Origin of the sequence: Roseateles chitinivorans, assembly GCF_050632235.1 — a bacterium.
GTDB lineage: Bacteria > Pseudomonadota > Gammaproteobacteria > Burkholderiales > Burkholderiaceae_C > Roseateles > Roseateles chitinivorans_A.
In genome coordinates this window covers 6,496,353-6,518,533 of record NZ_CP192584.1, presented here as the reverse complement: position 1 = coordinate 6,518,533, position 22,181 = coordinate 6,496,353, and the positions used below count along the sequence as shown (strand labels likewise).

The 22,181-nt window shown below is 68.8% G+C and carries 16 protein-coding genes and 2 pseudogenes; 12 read left to right on the top strand and 6 right to left on the bottom strand.

Annotated features, from left to right (window positions below; genetic code table 11):
- Nucleotides 1-64: 64 nt before the first annotated feature.
- Nucleotides 65-1,045: pseudogene (locus tag ACQ859_RS29830) on the top strand (PhoH family protein); the annotation flags it as partial.
- A gap of 374 nt (nt 1,046-1,419) precedes the next feature.
- Nucleotides 1,420-1,857, top strand: a pseudogene (ybeY, locus tag ACQ859_RS29825) (rRNA maturation RNase YbeY); the annotation flags it as partial.
- A 108-nt stretch (nt 1,858-1,965) separates the two neighbouring features.
- Here the strand turns inward: ybeY and ACQ859_RS29820 are convergent.
- The gene (locus ACQ859_RS29820) at nt 1,966-3,060 is read right to left on the bottom strand and encodes a magnesium transporter CorA family protein (protein ID WP_431264009.1); all 1,095 of its coding nucleotides are present in this window, start codon (nt 3,058-3,060) and stop codon (nt 1,966-1,968) included.
- Between the two features lie 41 nt (nt 3,061-3,101).
- Nucleotides 3,102-4,109 carry a porphobilinogen synthase gene (gene hemB / locus ACQ859_RS29815; protein ID WP_431264008.1) on the bottom strand — a complete coding sequence of 336 codons (1,008 nt, stop codon included), beginning with the start codon at nt 4,107-4,109 and terminating at the stop codon, nt 3,102-3,104.
- Between the two features lie 220 nt (nt 4,110-4,329).
- Here hemB and ACQ859_RS29810 point away from each other — a divergent pair, with 220 nt between their 5' ends.
- The 7 genes from ACQ859_RS29810 (at nt 4,330) to ACQ859_RS29780 (ending at nt 9,499) form a co-directional block, all read left to right on the top strand.
- Complete coding sequence (locus tag ACQ859_RS29810; protein WP_431264007.1) at nt 4,330-4,758, top strand: CopD family protein; 429 nt, start codon at nt 4,330-4,332, stop codon at nt 4,756-4,758.
- Between the two features lie 7 nt (nt 4,759-4,765).
- Nucleotides 4,766-6,019 (top strand): VanZ family protein, encoded by a 1,254-nt coding sequence (locus ACQ859_RS29805; RefSeq protein ID WP_431264006.1) that lies wholly within the window; start codon nt 4,766-4,768, stop codon nt 6,017-6,019.
- Nucleotides 6,016-6,348, top strand: a complete 333-nt coding sequence (locus ACQ859_RS29800) for a (2Fe-2S) ferredoxin domain-containing protein (RefSeq protein WP_431260365.1) — start codon at nt 6,016-6,018, stop codon at nt 6,346-6,348. The genes ACQ859_RS29805 and ACQ859_RS29800 overlap by 4 nt, the downstream gene beginning before the upstream one ends.
- A gap of 16 nt (nt 6,349-6,364) precedes the next feature.
- The gene (locus ACQ859_RS29795) at nt 6,365-7,000 is read left to right on the top strand and encodes an alpha/beta hydrolase (protein WP_431264005.1); all 636 of its coding nucleotides are present in this window, start codon (nt 6,365-6,367) and stop codon (nt 6,998-7,000) included.
- A 13-nt stretch (nt 7,001-7,013) separates the two neighbouring features.
- A complete protein-coding gene (locus ACQ859_RS29790) occupies nt 7,014-8,183 on the top strand; it encodes a D-alanyl-D-alanine carboxypeptidase family protein (RefSeq protein ID WP_431264004.1) in 1,170 nt (389 codons plus the stop codon).
- Between the two features lie 119 nt (nt 8,184-8,302).
- A complete protein-coding gene (locus ACQ859_RS29785; RefSeq protein ID WP_431264003.1) occupies nt 8,303-9,184 on the top strand; it encodes a D-amino acid aminotransferase in 882 nt (293 codons plus the stop codon).
- Between the two features lie 24 nt (nt 9,185-9,208).
- A complete protein-coding gene (locus tag ACQ859_RS29780) occupies nt 9,209-9,499 on the top strand; it encodes a DUF493 family protein (protein ID WP_431264002.1) in 291 nt (96 codons plus the stop codon).
- Between the two features lie 41 nt (nt 9,500-9,540).
- On the opposite strand, the gene ACQ859_RS29775 is transcribed toward ACQ859_RS29780, so the two are convergent.
- On the bottom strand, nt 9,541-10,209 hold the full coding sequence (locus tag ACQ859_RS29775) for a tetratricopeptide repeat protein (RefSeq protein ID WP_431264001.1): 669 nt from the start codon (nt 10,207-10,209) through the stop codon (nt 9,541-9,543).
- A 62-nt stretch (nt 10,210-10,271) separates the two neighbouring features.
- Between ACQ859_RS29775 and lipB the strand changes: the two genes are divergently transcribed.
- From lipB to ACQ859_RS29760, 3 genes are all read left to right on the top strand, one after another.
- Nucleotides 10,272-10,940: a lipoyl(octanoyl) transferase LipB gene (gene lipB / locus ACQ859_RS29770; RefSeq protein ID WP_431264000.1), complete on the top strand. Its 669-nt coding sequence runs from the start codon at nt 10,272-10,274 to the stop codon at nt 10,938-10,940.
- Between the two features lie 32 nt (nt 10,941-10,972).
- Complete coding sequence (gene lipA / locus ACQ859_RS29765; RefSeq protein WP_331616281.1) at nt 10,973-11,983, top strand: lipoyl synthase; 1,011 nt, start codon at nt 10,973-10,975, stop codon at nt 11,981-11,983.
- Nucleotides 11,984-12,144: 161 nt separating this feature from the next.
- Nucleotides 12,145-14,121, top strand: coding sequence for a hypothetical protein (locus tag ACQ859_RS29760; RefSeq protein WP_431263999.1), 1,977 nt, complete (start codon nt 12,145-12,147; stop codon nt 14,119-14,121).
- 99 nt (nt 14,122-14,220) lie between these two features.
- On the opposite strand, the gene ACQ859_RS29755 is transcribed toward ACQ859_RS29760, so the two are convergent.
- The 3 genes from ACQ859_RS29755 to ACQ859_RS29745 are packed head-to-tail and all read right to left on the bottom strand — an operon-like array spanning nt 14,221 to nt 22,163.
- Nucleotides 14,221-15,708 (bottom strand): efflux transporter outer membrane subunit, encoded by a 1,488-nt coding sequence (locus ACQ859_RS29755; RefSeq protein ID WP_431263998.1) that lies wholly within the window; start codon nt 15,706-15,708, stop codon nt 14,221-14,223.
- Nucleotides 15,709-15,723: 15 nt separating this feature from the next.
- Nucleotides 15,724-18,909: a multidrug efflux RND transporter permease subunit gene (locus ACQ859_RS29750; protein ID WP_431263997.1), complete on the bottom strand. Its 3,186-nt coding sequence runs from the start codon at nt 18,907-18,909 to the stop codon at nt 15,724-15,726.
- The gene (locus ACQ859_RS29745) at nt 18,906-22,163 is read right to left on the bottom strand and encodes an MdtB/MuxB family multidrug efflux RND transporter permease subunit (RefSeq protein ID WP_431263996.1); all 3,258 of its coding nucleotides are present in this window, start codon (nt 22,161-22,163) and stop codon (nt 18,906-18,908) included. Before ACQ859_RS29745 ends, ACQ859_RS29750 begins: the two co-directional genes overlap by 4 nt.
- Nucleotides 22,164-22,181: the final 18 nt, after the last annotated feature.

The following is a 22,181-nucleotide window of genomic DNA, read 5'->3' as shown; positions in this document are numbered from 1 at the left end:
CGCGCGGCGCACCGGCGCGCGACAATACCGCCCTCAACCCCCTGAATACGGAGCCGTCTCCGCTTTGAACCTGCGCCACGCCTTCACCCCCGCCGACAACCGTCGCCTGTCGCACCTGTGCGGCCCGCTGGATGATCATCTCCGCCAGATCGAGGCGGCGCTGAGCGTGCGCATCACCCACCGCGCCGAGCACTTCAACGTCGAGGGCGACCGCGCGCCGGCACAGCGCACGATGGTCCTGCTGGAAGCGCTCTATGCGCGCGCCGACCGGGCGATTCCCGGCGAGACGCTGCGGCTGGCGATCGTGGAGGCCGCCAACGACGTGGCCGCGCGGTCGAAGCCCGCCAATGGCGCCGATGCGGGCCACGGCGAGGACCCGGACGGCACGGACGGCAACAGCGTCGTGCTGCGCACCCGGCGCGCCGACCTGGCCGGCCGCACGGGCAACCAGCACCTCTACCTGCGCAGCATCCTGTCGCACGACATCAGCTTCGGCATCGGCCCGGCGGGCACGGGCAAGACCTTCCTCGCGGTGGCCTGCGCGGTGGATGCGCTGGAGCGCTCGACGGTGCAGCGCATCATCCTGACGCGTCCGGCCGTCGAGGCGGGCGAGCGGCTCGGCTTCCTGCCCGGCGACCTGACGCAGAAGGTCGATCCCTACCTGCGCCCGCTCTACGACGCGCTCTACGACCTGATGGGTTTCGATCGCGTGACCAAGGCGTTCGAGAAGGGACAACTGGAGATCGCGCCGCTGGCTTTCATGCGGGGACGCACGCTGAATCACGCGTTCGTCATCCTCGACGAGGCGCAGAACACGACCCCCGAGCAGATGAAGATGTTCCTGACGCGCATCGGCTTCGGCAGCAAGTGCGTGGTGACCGGCGACACGAGCCAGATCGACCTGCCGCGTGGCATGCGCAGCGGACTGGTCGACGCGGAAGAAGTGCTGGACGGCGTCGAGGGCATCGCGATCACGCGCTTCACGCGCGCGGACGTCGTGCGCCATCCGCTGGTCGCGCGCATCGTGCAGGCCTACGAGAACCAGACGGAAGCGCTGGCGCTCGAGGAAGCCCGCGCGCAGGAAGAGCACCGCGCCCAGTTCGCGGAAGAACGCGAGGAGCGTCGCCTGCGTGCGCTGCGCTTGCGAGAGGAGGCGATGCGCTTTGAGGCGCCGCCGCCGCCTGCTCCGATGCCTGCGCCTGCGAAGCGCGACGTCGCCAAGACACCGGTCACGAAAGAGATCACCCTGCGGGCACCTGCCGCGAAGACAGTGACGGCGGGAAAGGCCCCCGCGGCGAAGGCGACCACGAAGAAGCCGACAGCGAAGAAGGCGGCCGCGAACAAGCCGGCGACGAAGAAGGCTTCAGCCAAGCCTGGCGTCAGAACGGCTGCCAAGTCCACGCGCAAGGGAGCCTCCCGATGAGCCGTCCGGAACTGAGCCTGTCGCTGCAATTCGCGGATCCGCGCCACAGGGCGCTGCTGCCGCGGCACAAGGTGATCCGCTGGATGCGCGCCGCGCTGGAGCTGCCCGGCGAAATGACCGTCCGCATCGTCGATGCGGAGGAGGGGCAGTCGCTCAATCGCGAGTACCGCTCGAAGGACTACGCGACCAACGTGCTGACCTTCGACTACACGCACGAGCCCGTCGTCGCCGCGGACCTGGTGATCTGCGCCGAGGTCGTCGAGCGCGAGGCGAAGGAGATGGGCCTGGACCTCGCGGCGCATTACGCGCACATGCTGGTCCACGGCACGCTCCACGCGCAGGGCTACGACCACGAGGAAGACGACGAGGCCGAGTTCATGGAAGCGCGCGAGACCGAGGTCATGCTGGGACTCGGCTTCGCCGATCCGTACGCCGCGGCCAAGGCGAAGGCTGCCAAGCCAGCGAAGGTCGCCAAGACGAAGACCGTGAAGGCCGCGAAGACCGCCGCCAAGGCGAAGCGCTGAGCGCTCCGCCTCCCTCCGCTACTGTTGCGTGCCGAGGTAGCGCTTGCGCCAGAAGAAGGCGCCGAGCGCGATCGCGGTGACGCCCATGACGCCGACGGCGATCCAGAAGCCGGTGGCCCGGTGGATCAGCGGCAGGGTATCGAAGTTCATGCCGAAGACGCCGGTGATCAGGTTCAGCGGCAGGAAGATGGCCGTGAGCACGGTCAGCGTCCGCATGATGTTGTTGGTGCGCTCGCCGGTGAGCGAGAAGTGCATCTGCACCGAGGTCTCGGCCGAGGTCTCCAGCCGCCGCACGTGGGTCAGCACCCGCTCGACGTGTTCGAGCACGTCGCGAGAGCGCACGCGCAGCAGCTCGCGCTCGCGCTCGGCACGCGCGTCGCCGACGGGCCATTCGCCCAGCGCGTCGATCCATTCCTGCACGGCGCTGCGCTGGTCCTCGCAGAGGTCTTCCAGCCGCGACAGCGTGTCCCGGGCGTGCAGCACCACGGGCCAGTCGCGGAAGTGGCCGCGCCGGTCGAGCAGCAGGTTCTGCAGCGTCGTCAGCTGGCGCGTCAGCAGCCGGCGCAGGTCCAGGTAGCTGTCGACCATGTGGTTGACCATGCGCAGCATCAGCTCGGCCGGGCTGTGGGGCAGGCGCGTGCTGCCGCGCAGGTCGCGGCCTTCCTGCTGCGCGCCGAGCTTGCCGGCGAAATAATCCCGCAGCGAGCACTCGCCCGGATGCACGGTGATCAGCACGCGGTCGAACACCGCGAAGCCGACCGGGCTGGTGTCGATGGCCTTCAGCGCCTCGTTGACCGCCGCGGCGGTGCGAGGCTCGTCGTCGGAGAGGTGCTGCTGGCTGCCCGGCATCGTCGCGAGCCGCCGGAAGACCATCAGGTCATAGGCGCTCGTGTAATCGAAATGAGACGGCAGCTGCGGATTCATCAGATCCGACACATGCAGATCGAGCAGCTGCGCGCCGGTCCACCGCGTCAGCCGCTGCTGCAGCGTGCCGAGCTGGAGTTCGAACTCCCGCCGCGGCAGCCCGATCCACAGGAAGCCTTCCGGCGGGAGTTCCTCGGGCAGCGCGGCGAGTTCCTCGTAGAGCGCGTCGCTGAGATGGAAGATGCGCATGCGTCGGTCGGGCAGCCCGCGTTCCCTGGCGTCGGGGACGTTCAGGCGCCGGCGCGCAGCAGACGCGCCGCGTCCATCGCGAAGTAGGTCAGGATGCCGTCGGCGCCTGCACGCTTGAAGGCCAGCAGCGCCTCGAGCATCACGGCGTCGTGGTCCAGCCAGCCGTTGGCGGCGGCCGCCTTGATCATGGCGTACTCGCCGCTCACCTGGTAGGCGAAGGTCGGGACCTTGAACTCCTCCTTCACCCGCCGGACGATGTCCAGGTAGGGCAGGCCGGGCTTGACCATCACCATGTCGGCGCCCTCGGCCAGATCCAGGCCGACTTCGCGCAACGCTTCGTCGCTGTTGCCCGGGTCCATCTGGTAGGTCTTCTTGTCTGCCTTGCCGAGGTTGCTGCGCGAGCCCACCGCGTCGCGGAACGGGCCGTAGAAGGCACTGGCGTACTTGGCGCTGTAGGCCATGATCCGCGTGTGGATGTGGCTGTCGGCCTCGAGCGCGGCGCGGATGGCGCCGATGCGGCCGTCCATCATGTCGCTGGGCGCGACGATGTCCACGCCCGCCCGGGCCTGGACCAGCGCCTGCTGCTTGAGCAGTTCGACGGTGCGGTCGTTGAGGATGTAGCCCTGTTCATCGAGCACACCGTCCTGGCCGTGGCTGGTGTACGGGTCGAGCGCGACGTCCGTCAGCACGCCCAGGCCGGGCACCTTCTCCTTGAGCGCGCGCACGACGCGGGGAATCAGACCGTCCGGGTTCGTCGCCTCGATGCCGTCGGGCGTCTTTAGCGCCGTGTCGATCGCGGGAAACAGCGCGATCACCGGGATGCCCAGTTCGACGCATTCCTCGGCGACCGGAATCAGCCTGTCCAGGCTCAGCCGCGACACGCCGGGCATCGACGCGATCGGTTCGACACGGTTTTCGCCTTCATGGACGAACACCGGAAAGATGAAATCGCTCGGGTGCAGCCGGTTTTCGCGGACCAGTGCCCGGGTGAAGGCGTCGCGACGCAGGCGACGGGGACGGCTGGCGGGATAAGGTGCGGGAAGTTGCATGATGTCCGAGAGGGACCACCGGGATGAGGGGGCCACTAGGTGGAAAGACGTAGATTCCGAAATTCGGCAGATCTGTTAAAGTCGTTCTTGAATGATAGCCGCTGGCTGTCGTTCCCTGCTTTTCCTCCCTGAGCAGGAGCCTTAACGTGATGACAGCGATAAGGCTTTCCGACCCCGGCTGTGAAGCCGGGGTTTTTTTCGCGCCCTCCATAATGCCGCGATGCTCTGGATCAAAGCGTTTCACATCATTTTCGTCGCCGCGTGGTTCGCCGGCCTGTTCTACCTGCCGCGGATCTTCGTGAACCTGGCCATGGTCCCCGCCGACAGCCACGCCGAGCGAGAACGGCTGCTGATCATGGCCTTGAAGCTGTACCGCTTCAGTTCGGGTTTGATGCTGCTCGCCCTGGTCTTCGGGCTGACGCTGTGGCTGTACTACGGCATCGGCCGCGGTCCGGGCAACGGCTGGATGCACGCCAAGTTGGCGCTGGTCGTCGCGGTGATCGGGTATCACCACGTGTGCCGCGCCTTCCTGCGAAAGTTCGAGATGCTCGCCAACCGTCGCAGCCACAAGTGGTTCCGCGTGTTCAACGAGGTCTCGGTGCTGCTGTTCGCGGCGATCGTGATCCTGGTCGTCGTCAAACCCTTCTGATCCGGCGATGCATCGGCGCAGTTCCGCCACCTGGCTGGCCCTGTGTTATGCCGTGCTGGTGGTCTACGCCAGCCTGTACCCGTTCTGGCCCTGGCGCATGCCACCGAGCCTGCCCTGGCCGGGCTTCGTCGGACTGCCCTGGCCGCGCTACTGGGGCAAGTTCGACATCTGGATCAACGTGGTCGGCTACTGGCCGCTGGGGCTGCTCTGCTTCTCGGCGGTGATCCGCGGCAGCGGGAGCCTGGTGCGCGCGCTGCTGCTGACGGTGGTCGGGCTGCCGCTGCTGTCGTTCTCGATGGAGACGCTGCAGTACTTCCTCCCCGGCCGCGTGCCGTCGCTGGCGGACTTCCTGCTGAACAGCGCCGGCGCCTGGCTCGGCGGACTGTGTGCGTGGGCGGTCCTGGGGCTTGGGGGCTTGGCGCGCTGGAACGGCTGGCGCGAACGCTGGTTCGTGCCGCACAGCGCCGGCGCGCTGGCCCTGCTGGCGATGTGGCCCGTGGGGCTGCTCTACCCGGCGCCGTTGCCGCTGGGGCTCGGCCAACTCTTCCCGCGCCTGCGCGAATGGGCGGAGCTGCTGCTCGAGAACACGCCCTGGGAGCTCGTTCCGAAGGAGCTGACGGACGACCTGCCCCTGCCGCCCGGCCTCGAGGCGATCGCCATCGCCATGGGGGTCCTGGCGCCGTGCCTGCTGGCGTTGTCGGTGGCACGACCGGGCAAGCGCCGCGCGCTGCTGGTGCTGGGCGCGATCGCGCTGGGCGTGACGACGACCGCCTGGTCGACGGTGCTGAACTTCGGCCCCGATCACGCGTGGGCCTGGCTGACCTCGACGACCGAACCCGGCCTGATCATCGGCGGCGTGCTGGCGCTGCTGGCAGCGTTCATGTCGCGGCGGGCGAACGCGGCCTGGGGCCTGGTCGTGCTGACCGCGCTGATCGCGCTGATGGCCGAGGCGCCCTCCGATCCCTACCTGCTCGAGAGCCTGCAGTTCTGGGAGCAGGGCCGCTTCGTCAACCTCTACGGACTGGCGCAATGGGTGGGCTGGCTGTGGCCGTTCGCGGCGCTGGCGTGGCTGCTCTACGGTGTCACGCAGAGCGACCGCCCGGGCCCGCCGCCTGCCGGGGAACGACCGGTCGAAGCGCCTTCTGCCGGAGAACCTTCTGCAGGAGAGCGATCGGCCGGGCGCTCTGAAGGACAAGCGGTTCGTGACGGACCGCACGAACAGTCGCTCGGTGAAAACCCTGAAACTACAATCGACCGATGAGCTCCCCCAGCTACTACCAACGCCACATCTTCTTCTGCCTGAACCAGCGCGAGAACGAGAACGCCTGCCTTCAGCACAACGCGCAGGAGGCTTTCGACCACTGCAAGAAGCGCGTGAAGGCCGAGAAACTGGCCGGCAAGGGCGGCGTGCGCGTGAACAAGGCGGGCTGCCTGGACCGCTGCGCCGGCGGGCCGGTGGCGGTCGTGTACCCGGACGCGGTCTGGTACCAGTTCGTCGACAACAGCGACATCGACGAGATCGTCGAACGCCATCTCAAGCATGGCGAGGTCGTCGAGCGTCTGGTGCTCGACGATTCGGTCGGCCGCTGATCGGGAGTCCGCTCGAATGAATGCACAGACCCAGCGCCGGCAGATCGCCGGCCCGGCCGGCGAGATCGAATGCGCGATCGACGAACCTGCGGTCGACGCGGGCCCGCTGCGCGGCGTGGTGGTGATCTGCCACCCGAACCCGACGCAGGGCGGCACGATGGACAACAAGGTGGTCCAGACGATCGCGCGCGCGTTCGTGCACCTGGGCTACCGCGCGGTGCGCTTCAACTTCCGCGGCATCGGCAAATCGTCCGGCGCCTGGGACGAAGGCCGCGGCGAGGTCGACGATGCGCTGGCCGTGATCGCCGAGTTCCGCGATCCCGCGCAGCCGCTGGCGCTGGCGGGCTTCTCCTTCGGCGGTTTCGTCGCGTCGCAGGCTGCGCTCAAGCTCGCGCAGCCGGCCGAGCGCCTGCTGCTGGTCGGTCCGGCCACGAGCCGCTTCGGCGTCGCGACGGTGCCCGCCGATACCGTCGTGATCCACGGCGAACAGGACGATGTGGTGCCGCTGGGCGCCGTCTTCGACTGGGCGCGCCCGCAGGCGCTGCCGGTCATCGTGGTGCCCGGTGTCGGGCACTTCTTCCATGGGCAGTTGCCGCTGCTCAAGACTCTGGTGCTGCGCGGCTGGCATGCCGTCGGCGAAGCGCGCGCCTAAGGATCTCTCCCGAATGAAACGATTCCTCGCCTCCCTGGCCCTCGGCGTGGGCCTGTCCAGCTTCGTGATGACGACCGGTGCCTCGGCGCAGGCGCTGACGCCGCCCGAGATCGCGGCCCGCAACTTCGTGCTGCTGGACCTGACGACCAACCAGACGCTCGCCGAACGCGACGCCGACACGCCGCAGGATCCTGCCTCGCTCACCAAGCTGATGACGGCCTACGTCGTCTTCGACGCGCTCAAGGCCAAGCGCCTGACGCTGGAGCAGACGTTGACCGTCTCCAAGCGCGCGTGGGACGAGCGCAAGGGCGACCCGTCGCTGATGTTCATCGACACGACGATGACGCCCAAGGTCGACGAGCTGCTGCGCGGCATGATCATCCAGTCGGGCAACGACGCCTCGGTCGCGCTGGCCGAAGGCGTGGGCGGCACGGTCGAGCAGTTCGTCGCGATGATGAACAAGCAGGCCCAGGCCTGGGGCCTGAAGAACACCTCGTTCAAGAACGTCACCGGCATCACCGAGCCCGGCCACAAGACGAGCGCCCGCGACATCGCGGTCATCTTCTCGCACGTGATCCAGGACTACCCGCAGTACTACGCCGACTACTACTCCAAGCGCGAGTACACCTTCAACAAGATCCGCCAGTCCAACCGCAACATGCTGCTGGGCCGGGATCCGTCGGTGGACGGCGGCAAGACCGGCTACACCGATGCGGCCGGCTACTGCCTGGCAGCCAGCGCCCAGCGCGACGTGCCCAACGGCAAGCGCCGCCTGCTGAGCGTGGTGATGGGCACGGCCTCGAAGGAAGCCCGCGCGACCGAGAGCCAGAAGCTGCTGAACTGGGGCTACTCGGCCTTCGACGCGGTGCGCCTGTTCGAGAAGAACCAGCCGATCACGACCGTCAAGGTCTGGAAGGGCGCCGCGCCGGAAGCCAAGCTGGGCGCGGCCGACGCGGTCTTCGTCGCCGTGCCGCGCGGCGAGGGCGGCAAGCTCAAGACCGACATCCAGCGCACCGATCCGCTGGTCGCGCCGCTGGCGCTCAACCAGCGCGTGGGCACGCTGAAGGTCACGACCTCGGGCGGCGCGCCGGTGGCCGAGGTGCCGCTGGTCGTGCAGCAGGAGGTGCCGCTGGCCGGCATCTTCGGCCGCGCCTGGGACGCGATCCGGCTCTGGATCAAGTAAGCCCGCGCCCCTGACCGGCACGCCGGGCCGCCCAAGGCCCCTCGCTTGCCGGGGTTGGCCTGCCGGGCCGGCGGCGTACAGTCGGTGGCTGCGGCGTGACCACACTGCGGGAGCCACCGATGACCATGCCTTGGGCCGATCTTCCCTGCTATCTGAACGGCCACCTGGGCCAGCTCGGTGATGCCCGTGTGCCGGTGATGGACCGGGGGTTCCTCTTCGGCGACGGCGTCTACGAGTCGATCCCCGTCTACGCGGGCCGGCTGTTCCGCGTCGACGATCACCTCGACCGGCTCGGTCGCAGCCTGAAGGCGCTGCGCATCGAGGATCCCTACGAGCGCGAAGCCTGGCTGGACCTGTTCCACAGCCTGGTGGCGCACTTGCCGGAGGTCGAGGATCAGATGATCTACCTGCAGGTCACGCGTGGCGTCGCGGCGCGCGGCCATGCGATGCCCAAGGACCTGGAGCCGACGGTGCTCGCGTACACGCAGCCGTTGCTCGCGTTGACGCCGGAGCAGCGCCATCAAGGCTTGAGCTGCGTGACGGCACGCGATTTCCGCTGGCAGCGCGGCGACATCAAGAGCATCTCGCTGCTGGGCAACGTGCTGGCGCGCCAGGCCGCCGCCGATCAGGGCGCCGACGAGACCGTGCTGATCCGCGACGGCTACCTGACCGAGGGCTCCAGCAGCAACGTGTGGATCGTCCGCGACGGCGCGCTGCTGACGCCGCCACCGGGCGAGGCGCTGCTCGAGGGCATCCGCGTTCGGCTGCTCAAGGAGCTCTGCGAGGAACTCGGCATCGCCTGCAACCTGCGCCCGATCGCGGAGACCGAGCTGAGCACCGCGGACGAAATCCTGCTGACGTCCGCGAGCAAGGAGGTCGCTCCGGTTACCCGGCTCGATCACGAACAGGTCGGCCACGGCGCGCTGCGCGGCAAGCCGGGCCCGGTGTACGCGAAACTCCACGAGGCCTACCAGCGGGCCAAGGTCTTGCAAAGCCGCTGACCGGCTCCATTTGAATTTCCCATCATGACCAGCTTCAACAACGCCCCGATCCCGCCCGAGCAGTCGCTCATCGAGTACCCGTCGCAGTTCCCCATCAAGGTGATGGGCGCGCAGGTGGAGGGCTTCGTCGAGGCGATTGTCAGCGTCGCGCAGCAGTTCGATCCGGCCTTCGACGCGTCGACGGTGGAGACCCGCCCGAGCTCGGGCGGCAAGTACCTGGGCGTGACGATCACCGTCACCGCCACCAGCCGCGAGCAGCTCGACGAGCTCTATCGCACGCTGACCACCCACCCGATGGTCAAGGTCGTCCTGTAAACCAGGCGCGTTCGGACCGTGTCAGGTCCGAGCTGGCCGGATCACACGGATCCTGCGTCGGCCGCGAGCGCCGCGTCGACGGCCTTGAGCTTGTACGGCGCGGCCTCGTCGCCGTTGCGTGCGGCGATGTCGTACCAGTAGCGCGCCAGGCGCAGGTCGCGATCGACGCCCAAGCCCGACTCGTACATCGACGCGATCAGGTACTGCGCACCGACGTCCCCGCCCTTGGCCGCTTCGCGGTACCACTGCGCCGCCTGCGGGAAGTCCTTTCCCGCGCCACGGCCGAGGTAGAACGCCGTGGCCACGGCCACCTGCGCATCGACGCTGCCATGCTCCGCCGCCTTCAGGTACCAGGCCTGGGCCTGGACCAGGTCGCGCTGGCCATCCTCGCCCTGCTCGTGGAACTGGCCCAGCGCCAGCTCGGCGCGCACGAGGCCGCGACCGGCCGCGCGCAGCAGCAACTGGCGGGCGAGCTTGGGATCAGGCTTGGGCACCTCGGCGCGCAGATGCATCATCGCGAGGTTGTAGTCGCCGAGTGCGAGGCCCTGCTGCGACAGCGCGCGGAACTGCTTCTCCGCAGCGCGAAGGTCGCCGCCTTCGTACGTGGCGAGCGCCTGCTCCAGCGTGACGCCGGCGGCGACGGCAGGGCCGCCTTGCAGCGCAAGGCAGCAGACCGCTGCGGCGGCGAGGGCCGTGATGTGACGCGGCATGGCGCGGCTCCTGAATGTCCCGATGCCGGCGATGCTAGGGCCATCGCGGCTAGCATGCCGGCATGCTGATCAAGACCCTGGGCCGCGTCGACTATGCGGCCACGCTGGACGCGATGCGTGCCTTCACCGAGACGCGCGGTCCGGAGACGCCGGACGAGCTATGGCTCTGCGAATTCGACCCCGTCTACACCCAAGGCCTGGCCGGTCAGGCCGACAACGTCCTGGACCCGCAGGGCATCCCCGTGGTGCAGACCAACCGCGGCGGGCAGGTGACGTATCACGGCCCCGGGCAGGTGGTTGCCTATCCGCTGGTGGACCTGAAGCGGCTGGGGATCTTCGTCAAGGAATACGTCTTCCGCCTGGAGACAGCCGTGATCCAGACGCTGGACGGCGTCGGCGTGACGGGCCACCGGGTGACCGGCGCGCCCGGCATCTACGTGCGGCTGGACGATCCCGGGGCGCATGCCGCCCTGACCGGGCCGGCCGATCTGGCGGATCCGTTCCGCGGCCTGGGCAAGGTCGCGGCGCTGGGGATCAAGATCAGCCGGCACTGCACGTACCACGGCGTCGCGCTGAATGTCGCGATGGACCTGAAGCCCTTCCTGGGCATCCATCCGTGCGGATACGCAGGGCTCCGGACGGTGGACCTCGGTACACTCGGGGTTTTCACGGACTGGGCCACGGTGGCCCAGCGGTTCGGAGAGCGGCTCGCCGCGCAGCTCCAACCCTGAGGCCCGGCACACGGCAACCGAGAGAACGCCTGATGGCAACCGAGAACGTCACCCACGAAGCCAAGAGCGCGTCCGACTACGACGCGACCGCCAAGCAGAAGGCGCAAGCCAAGACGGCGCGGATCCCGATCAAGATCATTCCGGCGGAACAGCTGAAGAAGCCGGACTGGATCCGGGTGAAGGCCGGTTCGCCATCGACGCGGTTCTACGAGATCAAGCAGATCCTGCGCGAGCACAAGCTGCACACGGTCTGCGAGGAAGCGTCCTGCCCCAACATCGGCGAGTGCTTCGGCAAGGGCACGGCGACCTTCATGATCATGGGCGACAAGTGCACGCGGCGCTGCCCGTTCTGCGACGTCGGCCACGGCCGTCCTGATCCGCTGGACGTGGACGAGCCGCTGAACCTGGCCAAGACGATCGCGGCGCTGAAGCTGAACTACGTGGTGATCACCAGCGTGGACCGCGACGACCTGCGCGACGGCGGTGCCGGCCATTTCGCCGAATGCATCCGCAAGGTGCGGGAACTGAGCCCGCGCACGCAGATCGAGGTGCTGGTGCCGGACTTCCGCGGCCGCATGGACCGCGCGCTGGACATCCTGAAGGCCGCGCCGCCGGACGTGATGAACCACAACCTGGAAACCGCGCCGCGTCTGTACAAGGAGGCGCGACCGGGTTCGGACTACCAGTTCAGCCTGAACCTGCTGAAGCGCTTCAAGGAAGCGGTGCCGGGCGTGCCGACCAAGAGCGGCATCATGGTCGGCCTGGGCGAGACCGACGAGGAGATCCTCCAGGTCATGCGCGACATGCGCGAGCACAACATCGACATGCTGACGATCGGGCAATACCTGGCGCCGTCGGGCCACCACCTGCCGGTGCGCCGCTACGTGCACCCGGACACCTTCAAGATGTTCGAGGAAGAGGCCTACAAGATGGGCTTCACGCACGCAGCCGTCGGCGCGATGGTGCGCTCCAGCTACCACGCGGACCAGCAGGCGCATGCCGCGCTGGAGAAGGTGGAAGCGGAGAAGGCGTCGGCGGCCTGACCGCCTGATCGCCTGAGCGATCGATGAAGCGACAGACGGCCCTTCGGGGCCGTCTTGCATGGTCCCTCGACCCGGTGCATGACTTTCGTTGAGGCGTCGGGCGGCCTCTACAAACGGCGCTTCTTCATCCGGCCTCGCGCGCATCGCGCCTTCCGCTTCCCATGCACAAGATCTCGAGCGCGCCGAAGCGCGCATTGGCCGGCGCGATGCTGCTGGCGTGGATGTCGGTCTTTCCGGCGTCCGCGCAGGCGCCTCGTGATCCGCAATCGAAGGCTCGCCCCGCAGCCGCGCAAGCCGGCGCCGCCTTCCGCGGGGTCATGACGCTCGACGTCGATGCCACCGACACGCGCCGTCGGATCGTGACGATCCAGCAGCGCATCCCCGTGCAGCGCGCGGGCGAGATGACGCTGCTCTATCCGCAGTGGGAGACGGGGAGCCACGCGCCCTCGATTTCCGCGCACCGCCTGGCGGGTCTGGTCATCAAGGCCGACGGCAAGACGCTGCCGTGGCGGCGCGATCCGGCGCGGGTCCACGCCTTCCGCATCGTCGTCCCGGCGGGTGCGCAAGCGCTCGACCTGAGCTTCCAATATCTGGCGCCGCTCAGCCGTGATCCCTCGGCGACGATCGTCGATGGCTTCGTCGGGGTCTACTGGAACCGGATGCTGATGTACCCGTCGGGCTGGAAGGCCAGCGACCTGCCGGTGCAGGCGACGATCAAGCTGCCCGCAGGGATGGTGCCGGCGACCGCCTTGTCCAGCGTGCCTGACGGCGACCGGATCCGCTTCGAGCCGGTGTCGCTCGATCGACTCATCGATTCGCCGGTGTTCTCGTCTCGCCACGTGGTGACGCGTGAGATCACCGCCGGCGTGCGCCCCGTGCGCGCGAACTGGCTGGCCGCGGATGCCGAGGTGGTCAAGAACGTCGACCGCTTCGACACCAGGATGCAGGCGGTCCAACGCGAGACGGAAGCGGTCTTCGGCGTGCCGCCGTTCAAGCGCTACGACTACCTGATCGCGCTCGATGACCGCCTGCCCGGTCCCGGCGGCATCGAGCACGCCGACTCGGGCGAGGTCGTGCTTCCCGCGAATCTGTTCTCCGAGCCGGCGGAGTCGACCTCCGTCATCGACGTCATTCCGCACGAGCTCATCCATGCGTGGAACGGCCTGTGGCGCGTGCCGGCGGACATGGCCGTGTCCACGCCGAACGAGCCGTTCACCGGTACGCTGCTGTGGGTCTACGAAGGCCAGACGGAGTTCTGGTCGCGCGTCGTCGCGGCGCGTTCGGGACTGCGCACCGTCGAGCAGACGCTAGGCGCCATCGCGCTGGATGCGGCCATCGTCCAGCATCGCGCGGGCCGCCAGTGGAAATCGCTCGCAGACAGCGCCAACGATCCGCTGATCCAGGACGGGACCGCGTACTGGCGCGACTGGCAACGGCGCGAGGACTACTACATCGAGGGCGTGCTGTTCTGGCTCGACATCGATGCGCGCCTGCGCCAATGCAGCCACGGCGCCCGGGGCCTGGACGACTTCGCCACGCGCTTCTTCAGCGCGGCGGACCAGAAGCCGGGCGAGCGGCAACGGCCTTATTCGGAAGCCGACGTCGCCGCGACGCTAGCCCGCGTCTGCCCCGGACCGTGGGCGGGAACGCTTCGCAGGAAGCTCGATGCCCATGATGACGACGGCGTGCTCGACGGTCTCGCCGGGCACGGCTGGCGCCTGGTGTTTCGCGATACGCCGACCGAGTTCTTCCGCCTCTACGAGGCCAGCGAAGGCGTGCTCGACCTGACGTGGTCGGCGGGCATGACGGTGACGAAGGACGGACGGGTGAAGGCGGCGACGTGGAACGGCCTGGCCTTCCGAGCGGGCATCGTGCCTGGCACACGGTTGAAGACCGTCAACGACGAGCCCTACAGCGCGGAACGCCTCACGGCCGCGATCGCCGCCGCCGCCAAGCAGGGCAGCCTGCGGCTGGGCATCCTGGTCGACGGGAAGCAGGAGACCGTGACGGTCGACGCCTCCCAGGGCCTACGTTATCCGGCGCTGGAACGCATCGAAGGCACGCAGGATTCGCTGTCGACGCTGCTGGCGCCGCGCCGGCCGGTGGCGCAAGGCGGGACGCCACCTGCGGGACGTTGAGCGCGGGCTCTCCACGACGCGAGGGGCTCCCTCCTGGACCCCCTCGCATCATTCCGGCCCCAGTGAGACCCGCTGGTCGCGGGCCTTTGACGTCCCGGTTCAGGCCGGAGCCCAGCGCCCCGCCACGTTCTTCAGCAGCAGGTTGATCGCCGCCAGCTGGCGGTTGCGCACTGAGAGCAGCGAAGCTTCCGCGTTGAAGGCGCTGTTCTGCGCGGTCGTGACGTCCAGGAAGGACACCGTGCCCGCGCGGTACTGGTCCGTCACGAGTTCGAGGTTGCGCTGCGCGGCGTCGAGCGCCTCCTGCTGCAGGCGCGCTTCCTCACGCAGGTGATCGGTGAGGATCAGGTTGTCCTCGACCTCCTGCAGCGCGGTCAGCACCGTCTGGCGATAGGTCGAGGTCGCGACTTCGGCGCTGGTGCGCGCCTGCGCGCTCGCCAGCTTGCGCTGGCCGCCGTCGAAGATCGCCTGCGCCAGCGACGGGCCCAGCGACCAGAAGAGGTTGGGTGCCGACAGCAGGTTCGACAGCGTGCTGTTGCGATAACCCGCGCTGCCGGACAGGGTCAAGGACGGGAAGTACGCCGCGTCGGCCACACCGATCTGCGAGTACGCCGCCGCCACGCGCCGCTGCGCGGCAGCGATGTCGGGCCGGCGCTCGAGCAACTGCGAGGGCAGCATCTCGGGCACCGCCGGCGGCTTCGGCAAGGTCGCGCTCTTCGTCAGATCGAGCGCCGACGGCGGCAGTCCCAGCAGCACCGCGATCGCGTGCTCCAGCTGGCCGCGCGTGGAACGCGTCTCCAGCAACTGCGCTTCCGCCGAACGAAGCTGCGTCTGCGCCTGCAGCACGTCGCTGCGGGCGGCGACGCCGCTCTGGTAGCGCGCCTGCGTCAGGTCGAGGAAGCGCTGATACGACTTAACGCTGCGGTCGTACAGCGCTTCCTGCGCCTCCGCCGTCCGCAGCGAGAAGTAGGTCTGCGCCAGCGTCGCCTGGGCGCTCAGGCGCGCCGCGGCGAGATCGTCGGCGCTGGCCTGCAGCGAAGCGTTCGCGCGCTCGCTCGCGAGACGCAGTCGGCCCCAGAGGTCCGGCTCCCAGCTCGCGTTCAGCGAGGCCTGCACGCTGTTGGTCGGTCCGCGGTTGATCGAGCCGTTGGTGACGTTGCCGTCCGGACTCTTGCTGCGCGTGCCGGAGAAGCCGGCGGACAGCGTGGGGAAGAAGGCCGAGCGGCTCGCTTCCAGCGCGGCGCGGGCGCCTTCCACCTGCGCGACCGCCGCCTTCAGGTTCTCGTTGCCGATCACCAGGCGATGCTGCAGGTCGTTGAGGACCGGGTCGTCGAACAGCGTCCACCACTGCTCTGGCACCGGCTCGGCGGCGGCGGGGCGCGCCTGCTTCCAGAGCGCGTCTTCCTTGAACTGCGCCGGCGCGGCGACCGGCGCGGGCGGATCGACTCGGGTCACAGCGCAACCGCTCATCACGGCGATCAGCGCCGTCATCGCCGATGCCATCGCGATGGTGTTGAGCGCCGTGCGCGAACGTGCGGCGGAGACGGGGGAGGCGTTCTTCATCATCGGGGTCTGCATGTCTGTGCGCATGTCTGTCTGCATGTTTCAGCCTTGCAGGGTCGGCGCCGCGGGCGGCTCGGGATTCATCGGTGACGTGGCGTCTGACCTGCCGCCGGCCTTGGCCGCCTTCGCGGCGCGCCTGGCCGCGCGGCGCTTCATCACGCGCTGGCGCAGCCGCTCCATCGTCACGAACACGACCGGGGTCGTGTATAGCGTGAGCACCTGGCTCAGGATCAGCCCGCCGACGATCGCGATGCCCAGCGGTTTGCGCAGCTCGGCGCCGTCTCCGCTGCCCAGCGCGAGCGGCACCGCGCCGAAGATCGCGGCGAAGGTCGTCATCAGGATCGGACGCAGCCGCAGCTTGGCGGCGCGGAAGATCGCCGCGCCCGCCGTCAGGTGGGCCGTCGTGCGCTGCCGCGCGATGGCGAAGTCGATCATCATGATCGCGTTCTTCTTGACGATGCCGATCAGCAGGATCACGCCGATCAACGCGATGATGGAGAACTCCGTGTTGAACATCATCAGCGCCAGCAGCGCGCCCACGCCCGCCGACGGCAGCGTGGAGAGGATGGTCACCGGATGGACCAGGCTCTCGTAGAGCATGCCCAGCACCAGGTAGATCGCGATGATGGCCGCGCCGATCAGGATGGGCTGCGACTTCAGCGCGTCCTGGAAGGCGTTGGCGGTACCGGCGAAGGTGCCTCGCACCGACACCGGCACGCCGAGCTCCGACATCGCGTTGTTGATCGCGTCCGTGGCCTGCGACAGCGAGACGCCTTCGGGCAGGTTGAAGCTGATCGTCGACGCCGGCGAGCCGCTCTGGTGGTTCACCGACAGCGGCGTGTTGGTCGTCTCGACGCGGCTGAAGGCCGACAGCGGGACCTGCGCGCCGGAGCTGCTCGTGACGTAGAGCTTGCGCAGCGTCTCCGGCCCCTGCAGGTATTGCGGCGCCAGCTCCATCACCACGCGGTACTGGTTCAGCGGGTTGTAGATGACGCCGACCTGGCGCTGGCCGAAGGCGTTGTTCAGCGTCGTGTCGATGGTACTGACCGTCACGCCTAGCCGAGCCGCCGCGTCGCGATCGATGACCAGCGAGGTCTGCACGCCCTTGTCCTGCTGGTCGGTGTTGACGTCGGTCAGATCCGGCAGCTGCGACAGCGCGTTGCGCACGCGCGGCTCCCATTCGCGCAGGACGTCGAGGTCGTCCGCCTGCAGCGTGAACTGGTACTGCGCGTTGGCCTGCCGGCCGCCGATGCGGATGTCCTGCACCGGCACCAGGAACAGGTTGGCGCCGGGCTCGTGCGCCATCTTGTCGCGCAGCCGGTTCACGACCTGGTCGGCCGAGACCTTGCGCTCCTTCAACGGCTTGAGCGTGATGTAGAAGTTGGCGCCGTTGCGCTGGCCGCCGCCGGTATTGCCGTTGACGTTCTCCACCGCCGGGTCGGACAGGATGATCTCCATGAAGCGGTCGACCCGCTTGCGCATCATCTCGAAGGAACTGCCCTGGTCCGCCTGCACGCCGCCGATCAGCACGCCGGTGTCCTGCTGCGGGAAGAAGGTCTTGGGGATCGCGCCGTAGAGGTGCACGTTCAGCGCGACCACCGCGACGAGCGACAGCAGCGCCACCGGCTGGTGCCGCAGCGTCCACATCAGCGAGCGCCGGTAGCCGCGCGCCAGTCCGCGGTTGAAGCGTCCCGCCGCGCGCGCGAACCAGCCCTTGCGCTTCTTCGCGGCGCTGGGCTCGGGTTCTTTGCGGGGCTTGAGCACGCGCGAGGCCATCATCGGCGTCGTCGTCAGCGAGACGATCATCGACACCAGGATGGAGGCCGACAGCACGACCGCGAATTCGCGGAACAGCCGCCCGACGACGCCGCCCATCAGCAGGATGGGGATGAACACCGCGACCAGCGACAGGCTGATGGAGATCACCGTGAAGCCGATCTCGCGCGCGCCGCGCAGCGCGGCCTCGACGGGTTCGAGACCCTGCTCGATGTAGCGGGTGATGTTCTCCAGCACGACGATCGCGTCGTCGACGACGAAGCCGGTGGCCACCGTCAGCGCCATCGCCGACAGGTTGTCCAGGCTGTAGCCGCACAGGTACATCACGCCGAAGGTGCCGGCCAGCGACACCGGCACGGCCACCGCGGGCAGCAGCGTGGCGCGCCAGCTCCGCAGGAACAGCAGCACCACCAGGATGACCAGCCCGACGGCGATCGCCATCGCGCGCTGCACCTCGTCCAGCGAGGCGCGGATGGTCGGCGTGCGGTCGCTGATGACCTTGAGGTCGATCGCCGGCGGGATCGAGGCCTGCAGGCGCGGCAGCAGCTCGCGCACGTGCTGGACCGTCTCGATGATGTTGGCGCCCGGCTCCTTCTGGATGAACAGCAGGATCGCCGGCTGGCCGTTGGACGCGCCGTAGTTGCGCACATCCTGGACCGAGTCGCTCACGTCCGCCACGTCGCGCAGCCGCAGCGCGGCGCCGTCGCGGTAGGACAGCACCACCGGCGCGTACTCGGAGGCCGTGCGCGCCTGGTCGTTTGCGCCGACCTGCCAGTAGCGGCCGGACTCCTCGACCGCGCCCTTGGGCCGGTTGGCGTTGGTGTTGGTGATGGCCTGGCGCACCTGGTCCAGCGAGATGCCGTTGGCCGCCAGCTTGTCCGGGTTGAGCTCGACCCGCACCGCCGGCAGCGCGCCGCCGCCGACGTTGACCTGCCCGACGCCGCCGACCTGCGCCAGCCGCTGAGCCAGCACCGTGGAGGCGGTGTCGTACATCTGGCCGCGCGTCAGCGTCTGCGAGGTCAGCGCCAGGATCATGATCGGCGCGTCGGCCGGGTTGACCTTGCGGTAGGTCGGGTTGCTCGGCATGCCGGTCGGCAGCAGCGTGCGCGCCGCGTTGATCGCGGCCTGCACGTCGCGCGCGGCGCCGTCGATGTCGCGGCTCAGGTCGAACTGCAACGTGACGTTGCTCGATCCGAGCGCGGAGCGCGAGGTGATCTCGGTGACGCCGGCGATGCTGCCGAGCGCGCGCTCCAGCGGCGTCGCCACTGTCGCGGCCATGGTGTCCGGGCTCGCGCCCGGCAGCGAGGCGGACACCGAGATCGTCGGGAAGTCCACCTGCGGCAGCGGTGCGATCGGCAGGAAGTGATAGCCGAGCATCCCCGCCAGCGCGATGCCGATCGTGATCAGCGTCGTCGCGACCGGCCTCGCGATGAACGGCGCCGAAATGTTCATCGCAGGTCTCCGCCAGGGCCCGTCGAGCCGGCCGGTCCGGCGGGGGCGATCGGGCCGACCGGACCGATGGGGCCGGCAGGATCGGCGATCTGCGGTGCGTCGGGACCACGGCGTTCCTCGGCGGCGCGCGTCTCGCGCTTCACGCCGCGGCGCTCGCGCCAGCGCTGCGCCATGCGTGCGAAGCCGAGGTAGATCACCGGCGTCGTGAACAGCGTCAGCAGCTGGCTCACGATCAGGCCGCCGACCATCGTCACGCCCAGCGGGTGCCGCAGCTCATGGCCGACGCCGGTGCCCAGCATCAGCGGCAGCGCGCCCAGCAGCGCGGCCATCGTCGTCATCAGGATCGGACGGAAGCGCAGCAGCGAGGCCTGGTGGATCGCGGCGCGCGGCTCGAGCCCCTGTTCGCGCTCGGCCTCGAGCGCGAAGTCGATCATCATGATCGCGTTCTTCTTGACGATGCCGATCAGCAGCACGATGCCGATGATCGCGATGATCCCGAGGTCCAGTCCGCCGAGCAGCAGCGCCAGCAGCGCGCCGACGCCGGCCGAGGGCAGCGTCGACAGGATGGTGACCGGGTGGATGTAGCTCTCGTAGAGCACGCCCAGCACGATGTACATCGTGACCACCGCCGCCAGGATCAGGAACAGCGTGCTCGACAGCGAGTTGCTGAACGCCTCCGCCGCGCCCTGGAAGCTGGTCTCGACGCTGATGGGCAAATCGAGGTTGGCCTGTTCGGCCTTGATGGCCTTCACCGCGTCGCCGAGCGCCACGCCCGGCGGCAGGTTGAACGAGATCGTCGCCGCCGGGAATTGCGCAACGTGGTTGATCGCCAGCGCCGCGGGGCGTTCGACGATCTGCGCGACCGAGTTCAACGGCACCTGCACCGAGGTCGTCGACGACGAGCCGGTGGCGCCGGTCGTCGTCGTGCTGCCGGGCACGTACAGCCCTTCGAGCGCGCGCGGGCCGCTGCGGAACTCGGGTGCCGCTTCGAGCACGACGCGGTACTGGCTGGACTGCGTGTAGATCGTCGAAATCAGGCGCTGGCCGAAGGCGTTGTAGAGCGCGGTGTCGATCGCCGCGATCGTCACGCCGAGCCGGCCCGCCGCCTCGCGGTCGATCTGCACCCAGGCCTGCAGGCCCTGGTTCTGCAGATCGCTGGCGACATCGGCCAGCTGCGGCAGCGCCTTGAGCCGCTCCAGCAACTGGTCGTTGGCCTTCTGCAGGTCGCCGGTGTCCGGCGAGCTCAGCAGGAACTGGTACTGCGTCTTGGACACACGGTCCTCGATCGTCAGGTCCTGCACCGGTTGCATGTAGGCGGTGATGCCCGGCACCTGCCGGTTCGCGTCGCCCAGCCGCGCGATGATCTCCGTCGCCGACGCGTGACGCGACGCGAAGGGCTTCAGCGTGATCTGCATGCGGCCGGTGTTCAGCGACGCGTTGGCGCCGTCGACGCCGATGAAGGACGCGATGTGGTCGACGTCGGGATCCTTCAGGAAGACCTCGGCGAGCTTCTGCTGGCGCTCGCTCATCGCGTCGAAGGAGGTGCTCTGCGTCGCCTCGGTGATGACCTGCAGCAGGCCCGTGTCCTGCACCGGGAAGAAGCCCTTGGGCACGACGACGTACAGCAGCGCGGTCAACGCCAGCGTCGCGAAGAAGCCCAGCAGCGTCAGCACCGGGCGGTCCAGCACCCAGTCCAGGCCGCGGCCGTAGGCCTGGATCATGGCCTCGAACTTCTCGCCGAACCAGGTGCCCAGGCGCGAGTGCTTCTGCTCCACCTCGGGCTTGAGCAGCCGCGCGCTCATCATCGGCGTCAGCGTCAGCGAGACGAAGGCCGAGATCAGGATGGACACCGCCAGCGTGATCGCGAACTCGTGGAACAGCCGGCCGACGACGTCGCCCATGAACAGCAGCGGGATCAGCACCGCGATCAGCGAGACCGTCAGCGAGATGATGGTGAAGCCGATCTGCTTCGAGCCCTTGATGGCCGCCTCCATCGGCGAATCGCCTTCCTCGACGTAGCGAGCGATGTTCTCGATCATCACGATCGCGTCGTCGACGACGAAGCCGGTCGAGATGGTCAGCGCCATCAGCGTCAGGTTGTTGATCGAGAAGCCGGCCAGGTACATCACGCCGAAGGTGCCGATCAGCGACAGCGGCACCGCGACGCTCGGGATCAGCGTGGCGCTGCCGCTGCGCAGGAACAGGAAGATCACCGCGACGACCAGCACGATCGCGAGCAGCAGCTCGATCTCGGTGTCGTCGACCGAGGCGCGGATGGTCGTCGTGCGGTCGGAGAGGATCTGCACGTCGACGGACGCCGGCAGCGTGCCCTGCAGCTTGGGCAGCAGCGCCTTCACGCGGTCGACGGTCTGGATCACGTTCGCGCCGGGCTGGCGCTGCACGTTCAGGATCACGCCGGGCGTGGTGTCGGCCCAGGCCGCCAGGCGCAGGTTCTCGGCGTCGTCGACGATCTCCGCGACGTCGCTCAAGCGCAGCGGGTTGCCGTTCTTCCAGGCAATGATCAGGTTCTGGTACTCGGCGGCGGAACGCAGCTGGTCATTGGCGTCGATCGTCGACGCGCGTTGCGAGCCGTCGAAGCTGCCCTTGGCCTGGTTGACGTTGGCCGACGCGATGGCGCTGCGCACGTCGTCCAGGGACATGCCCAGCGCCGCCAGCGCGCGCGGGTTCGCCTGGATGCGCACGGCGGGACGCCGCCCGCCGGCGATGCTGACCAGGCCCACGCCGTCCACCTGCGACAGCTTGGGCGCGAGGCGGTTCTCGACCAGGTCGTGGACCTTGATCACCGGCAGCGAGGGCGAGGTCACCGCGATCGTCATCACCGGCGCGTCGGCCGGATTGACCTTGCTGTAGACCGGCGGCATCGGCAGGTCGCTGGGCAGCAGGTTGCTGCCGGCGTTGATCGCGGCCTGCACTTCCTGCTCGGCGACGTCGAGCGACAGGCCCAGCGAGAAGCGCAGCGTGATCACCGAGGCGCCGCCCGAACTCGACGAGGTCATCTGGCTCAGGCCCGGCATCTGGCCGAACTGCCGCTCCAGCGGCGCGGTGACCGTGGTCGAGATGACGTCGGGGCTCGCGCCCGGGTAGAGCGTCGTGACCTGGATGGTCGGGTAATCGACCTCCGGCAGCGCCGACAGCGGCAGCAGCCGGTAGGCCAGCAGGCCGGCCAGCAGGATGGCCAGCATCAGCAGCGAGGTCGCGACCGGCCGCTCGATGAAGGGACGGGACGGGTTCATGGCCATGCCCTGTTGCCC

Bases quoted from the DNA above. Each gene is read 5' to 3' on its own strand.
- ACQ859_RS29820 (WP_431264009.1), bottom strand. From the start codon at position 3,060: ATGCGCATCTTCCATCTCAGCGACGCGCTCTACGAGGAACTCGCCGCG.
- hemB (WP_431264008.1), bottom strand. From the start codon at position 4,109: ATGCAACTTCCCGCACCTTATCCCGCCAGCCGTCCCCGTCGCCTGCGT.
- ACQ859_RS29810 (WP_431264007.1), top strand. From the start codon at position 4,330: ATGCTCTGGATCAAAGCGTTTCACATCATTTTCGTCGCCGCGTGGTTC.
- ACQ859_RS29805 (WP_431264006.1), top strand. From the start codon at position 4,766: ATGCATCGGCGCAGTTCCGCCACCTGGCTGGCCCTGTGTTATGCCGTG.
- ACQ859_RS29800 (WP_431260365.1), top strand. From the start codon at position 6,016: ATGAGCTCCCCCAGCTACTACCAACGCCACATCTTCTTCTGCCTGAAC.
- ACQ859_RS29795 (WP_431264005.1), top strand. From the start codon at position 6,365: ATGAATGCACAGACCCAGCGCCGGCAGATCGCCGGCCCGGCCGGCGAG.
- ACQ859_RS29790 (WP_431264004.1), top strand. From the start codon at position 7,014: ATGAAACGATTCCTCGCCTCCCTGGCCCTCGGCGTGGGCCTGTCCAGC.
- ACQ859_RS29785 (WP_431264003.1), top strand. From the start codon at position 8,303: ATGACCATGCCTTGGGCCGATCTTCCCTGCTATCTGAACGGCCACCTG.
- ACQ859_RS29780 (WP_431264002.1), top strand. From the start codon at position 9,209: ATGACCAGCTTCAACAACGCCCCGATCCCGCCCGAGCAGTCGCTCATC.
- ACQ859_RS29775 (WP_431264001.1), bottom strand. From the start codon at position 10,209: ATGCCGCGTCACATCACGGCCCTCGCCGCCGCAGCGGTCTGCTGCCTT.
- lipB (WP_431264000.1), top strand. From the start codon at position 10,272: ATGCTGATCAAGACCCTGGGCCGCGTCGACTATGCGGCCACGCTGGAC.
- lipA (WP_331616281.1), top strand. From the start codon at position 10,973: ATGGCAACCGAGAACGTCACCCACGAAGCCAAGAGCGCGTCCGACTAC.
- ACQ859_RS29760 (WP_431263999.1), top strand. From the start codon at position 12,145: ATGCACAAGATCTCGAGCGCGCCGAAGCGCGCATTGGCCGGCGCGATG.
- ACQ859_RS29755 (WP_431263998.1), bottom strand. From the start codon at position 15,708: ATGCGCACAGACATGCAGACCCCGATGATGAAGAACGCCTCCCCCGTC.
- ACQ859_RS29750 (WP_431263997.1), bottom strand. From the start codon at position 18,909: ATGAACATTTCGGCGCCGTTCATCGCGAGGCCGGTCGCGACGACGCTG.
- ACQ859_RS29745 (WP_431263996.1), bottom strand. From the start codon at position 22,163: ATGAACCCGTCCCGTCCCTTCATCGAGCGGCCGGTCGCGACCTCGCTG.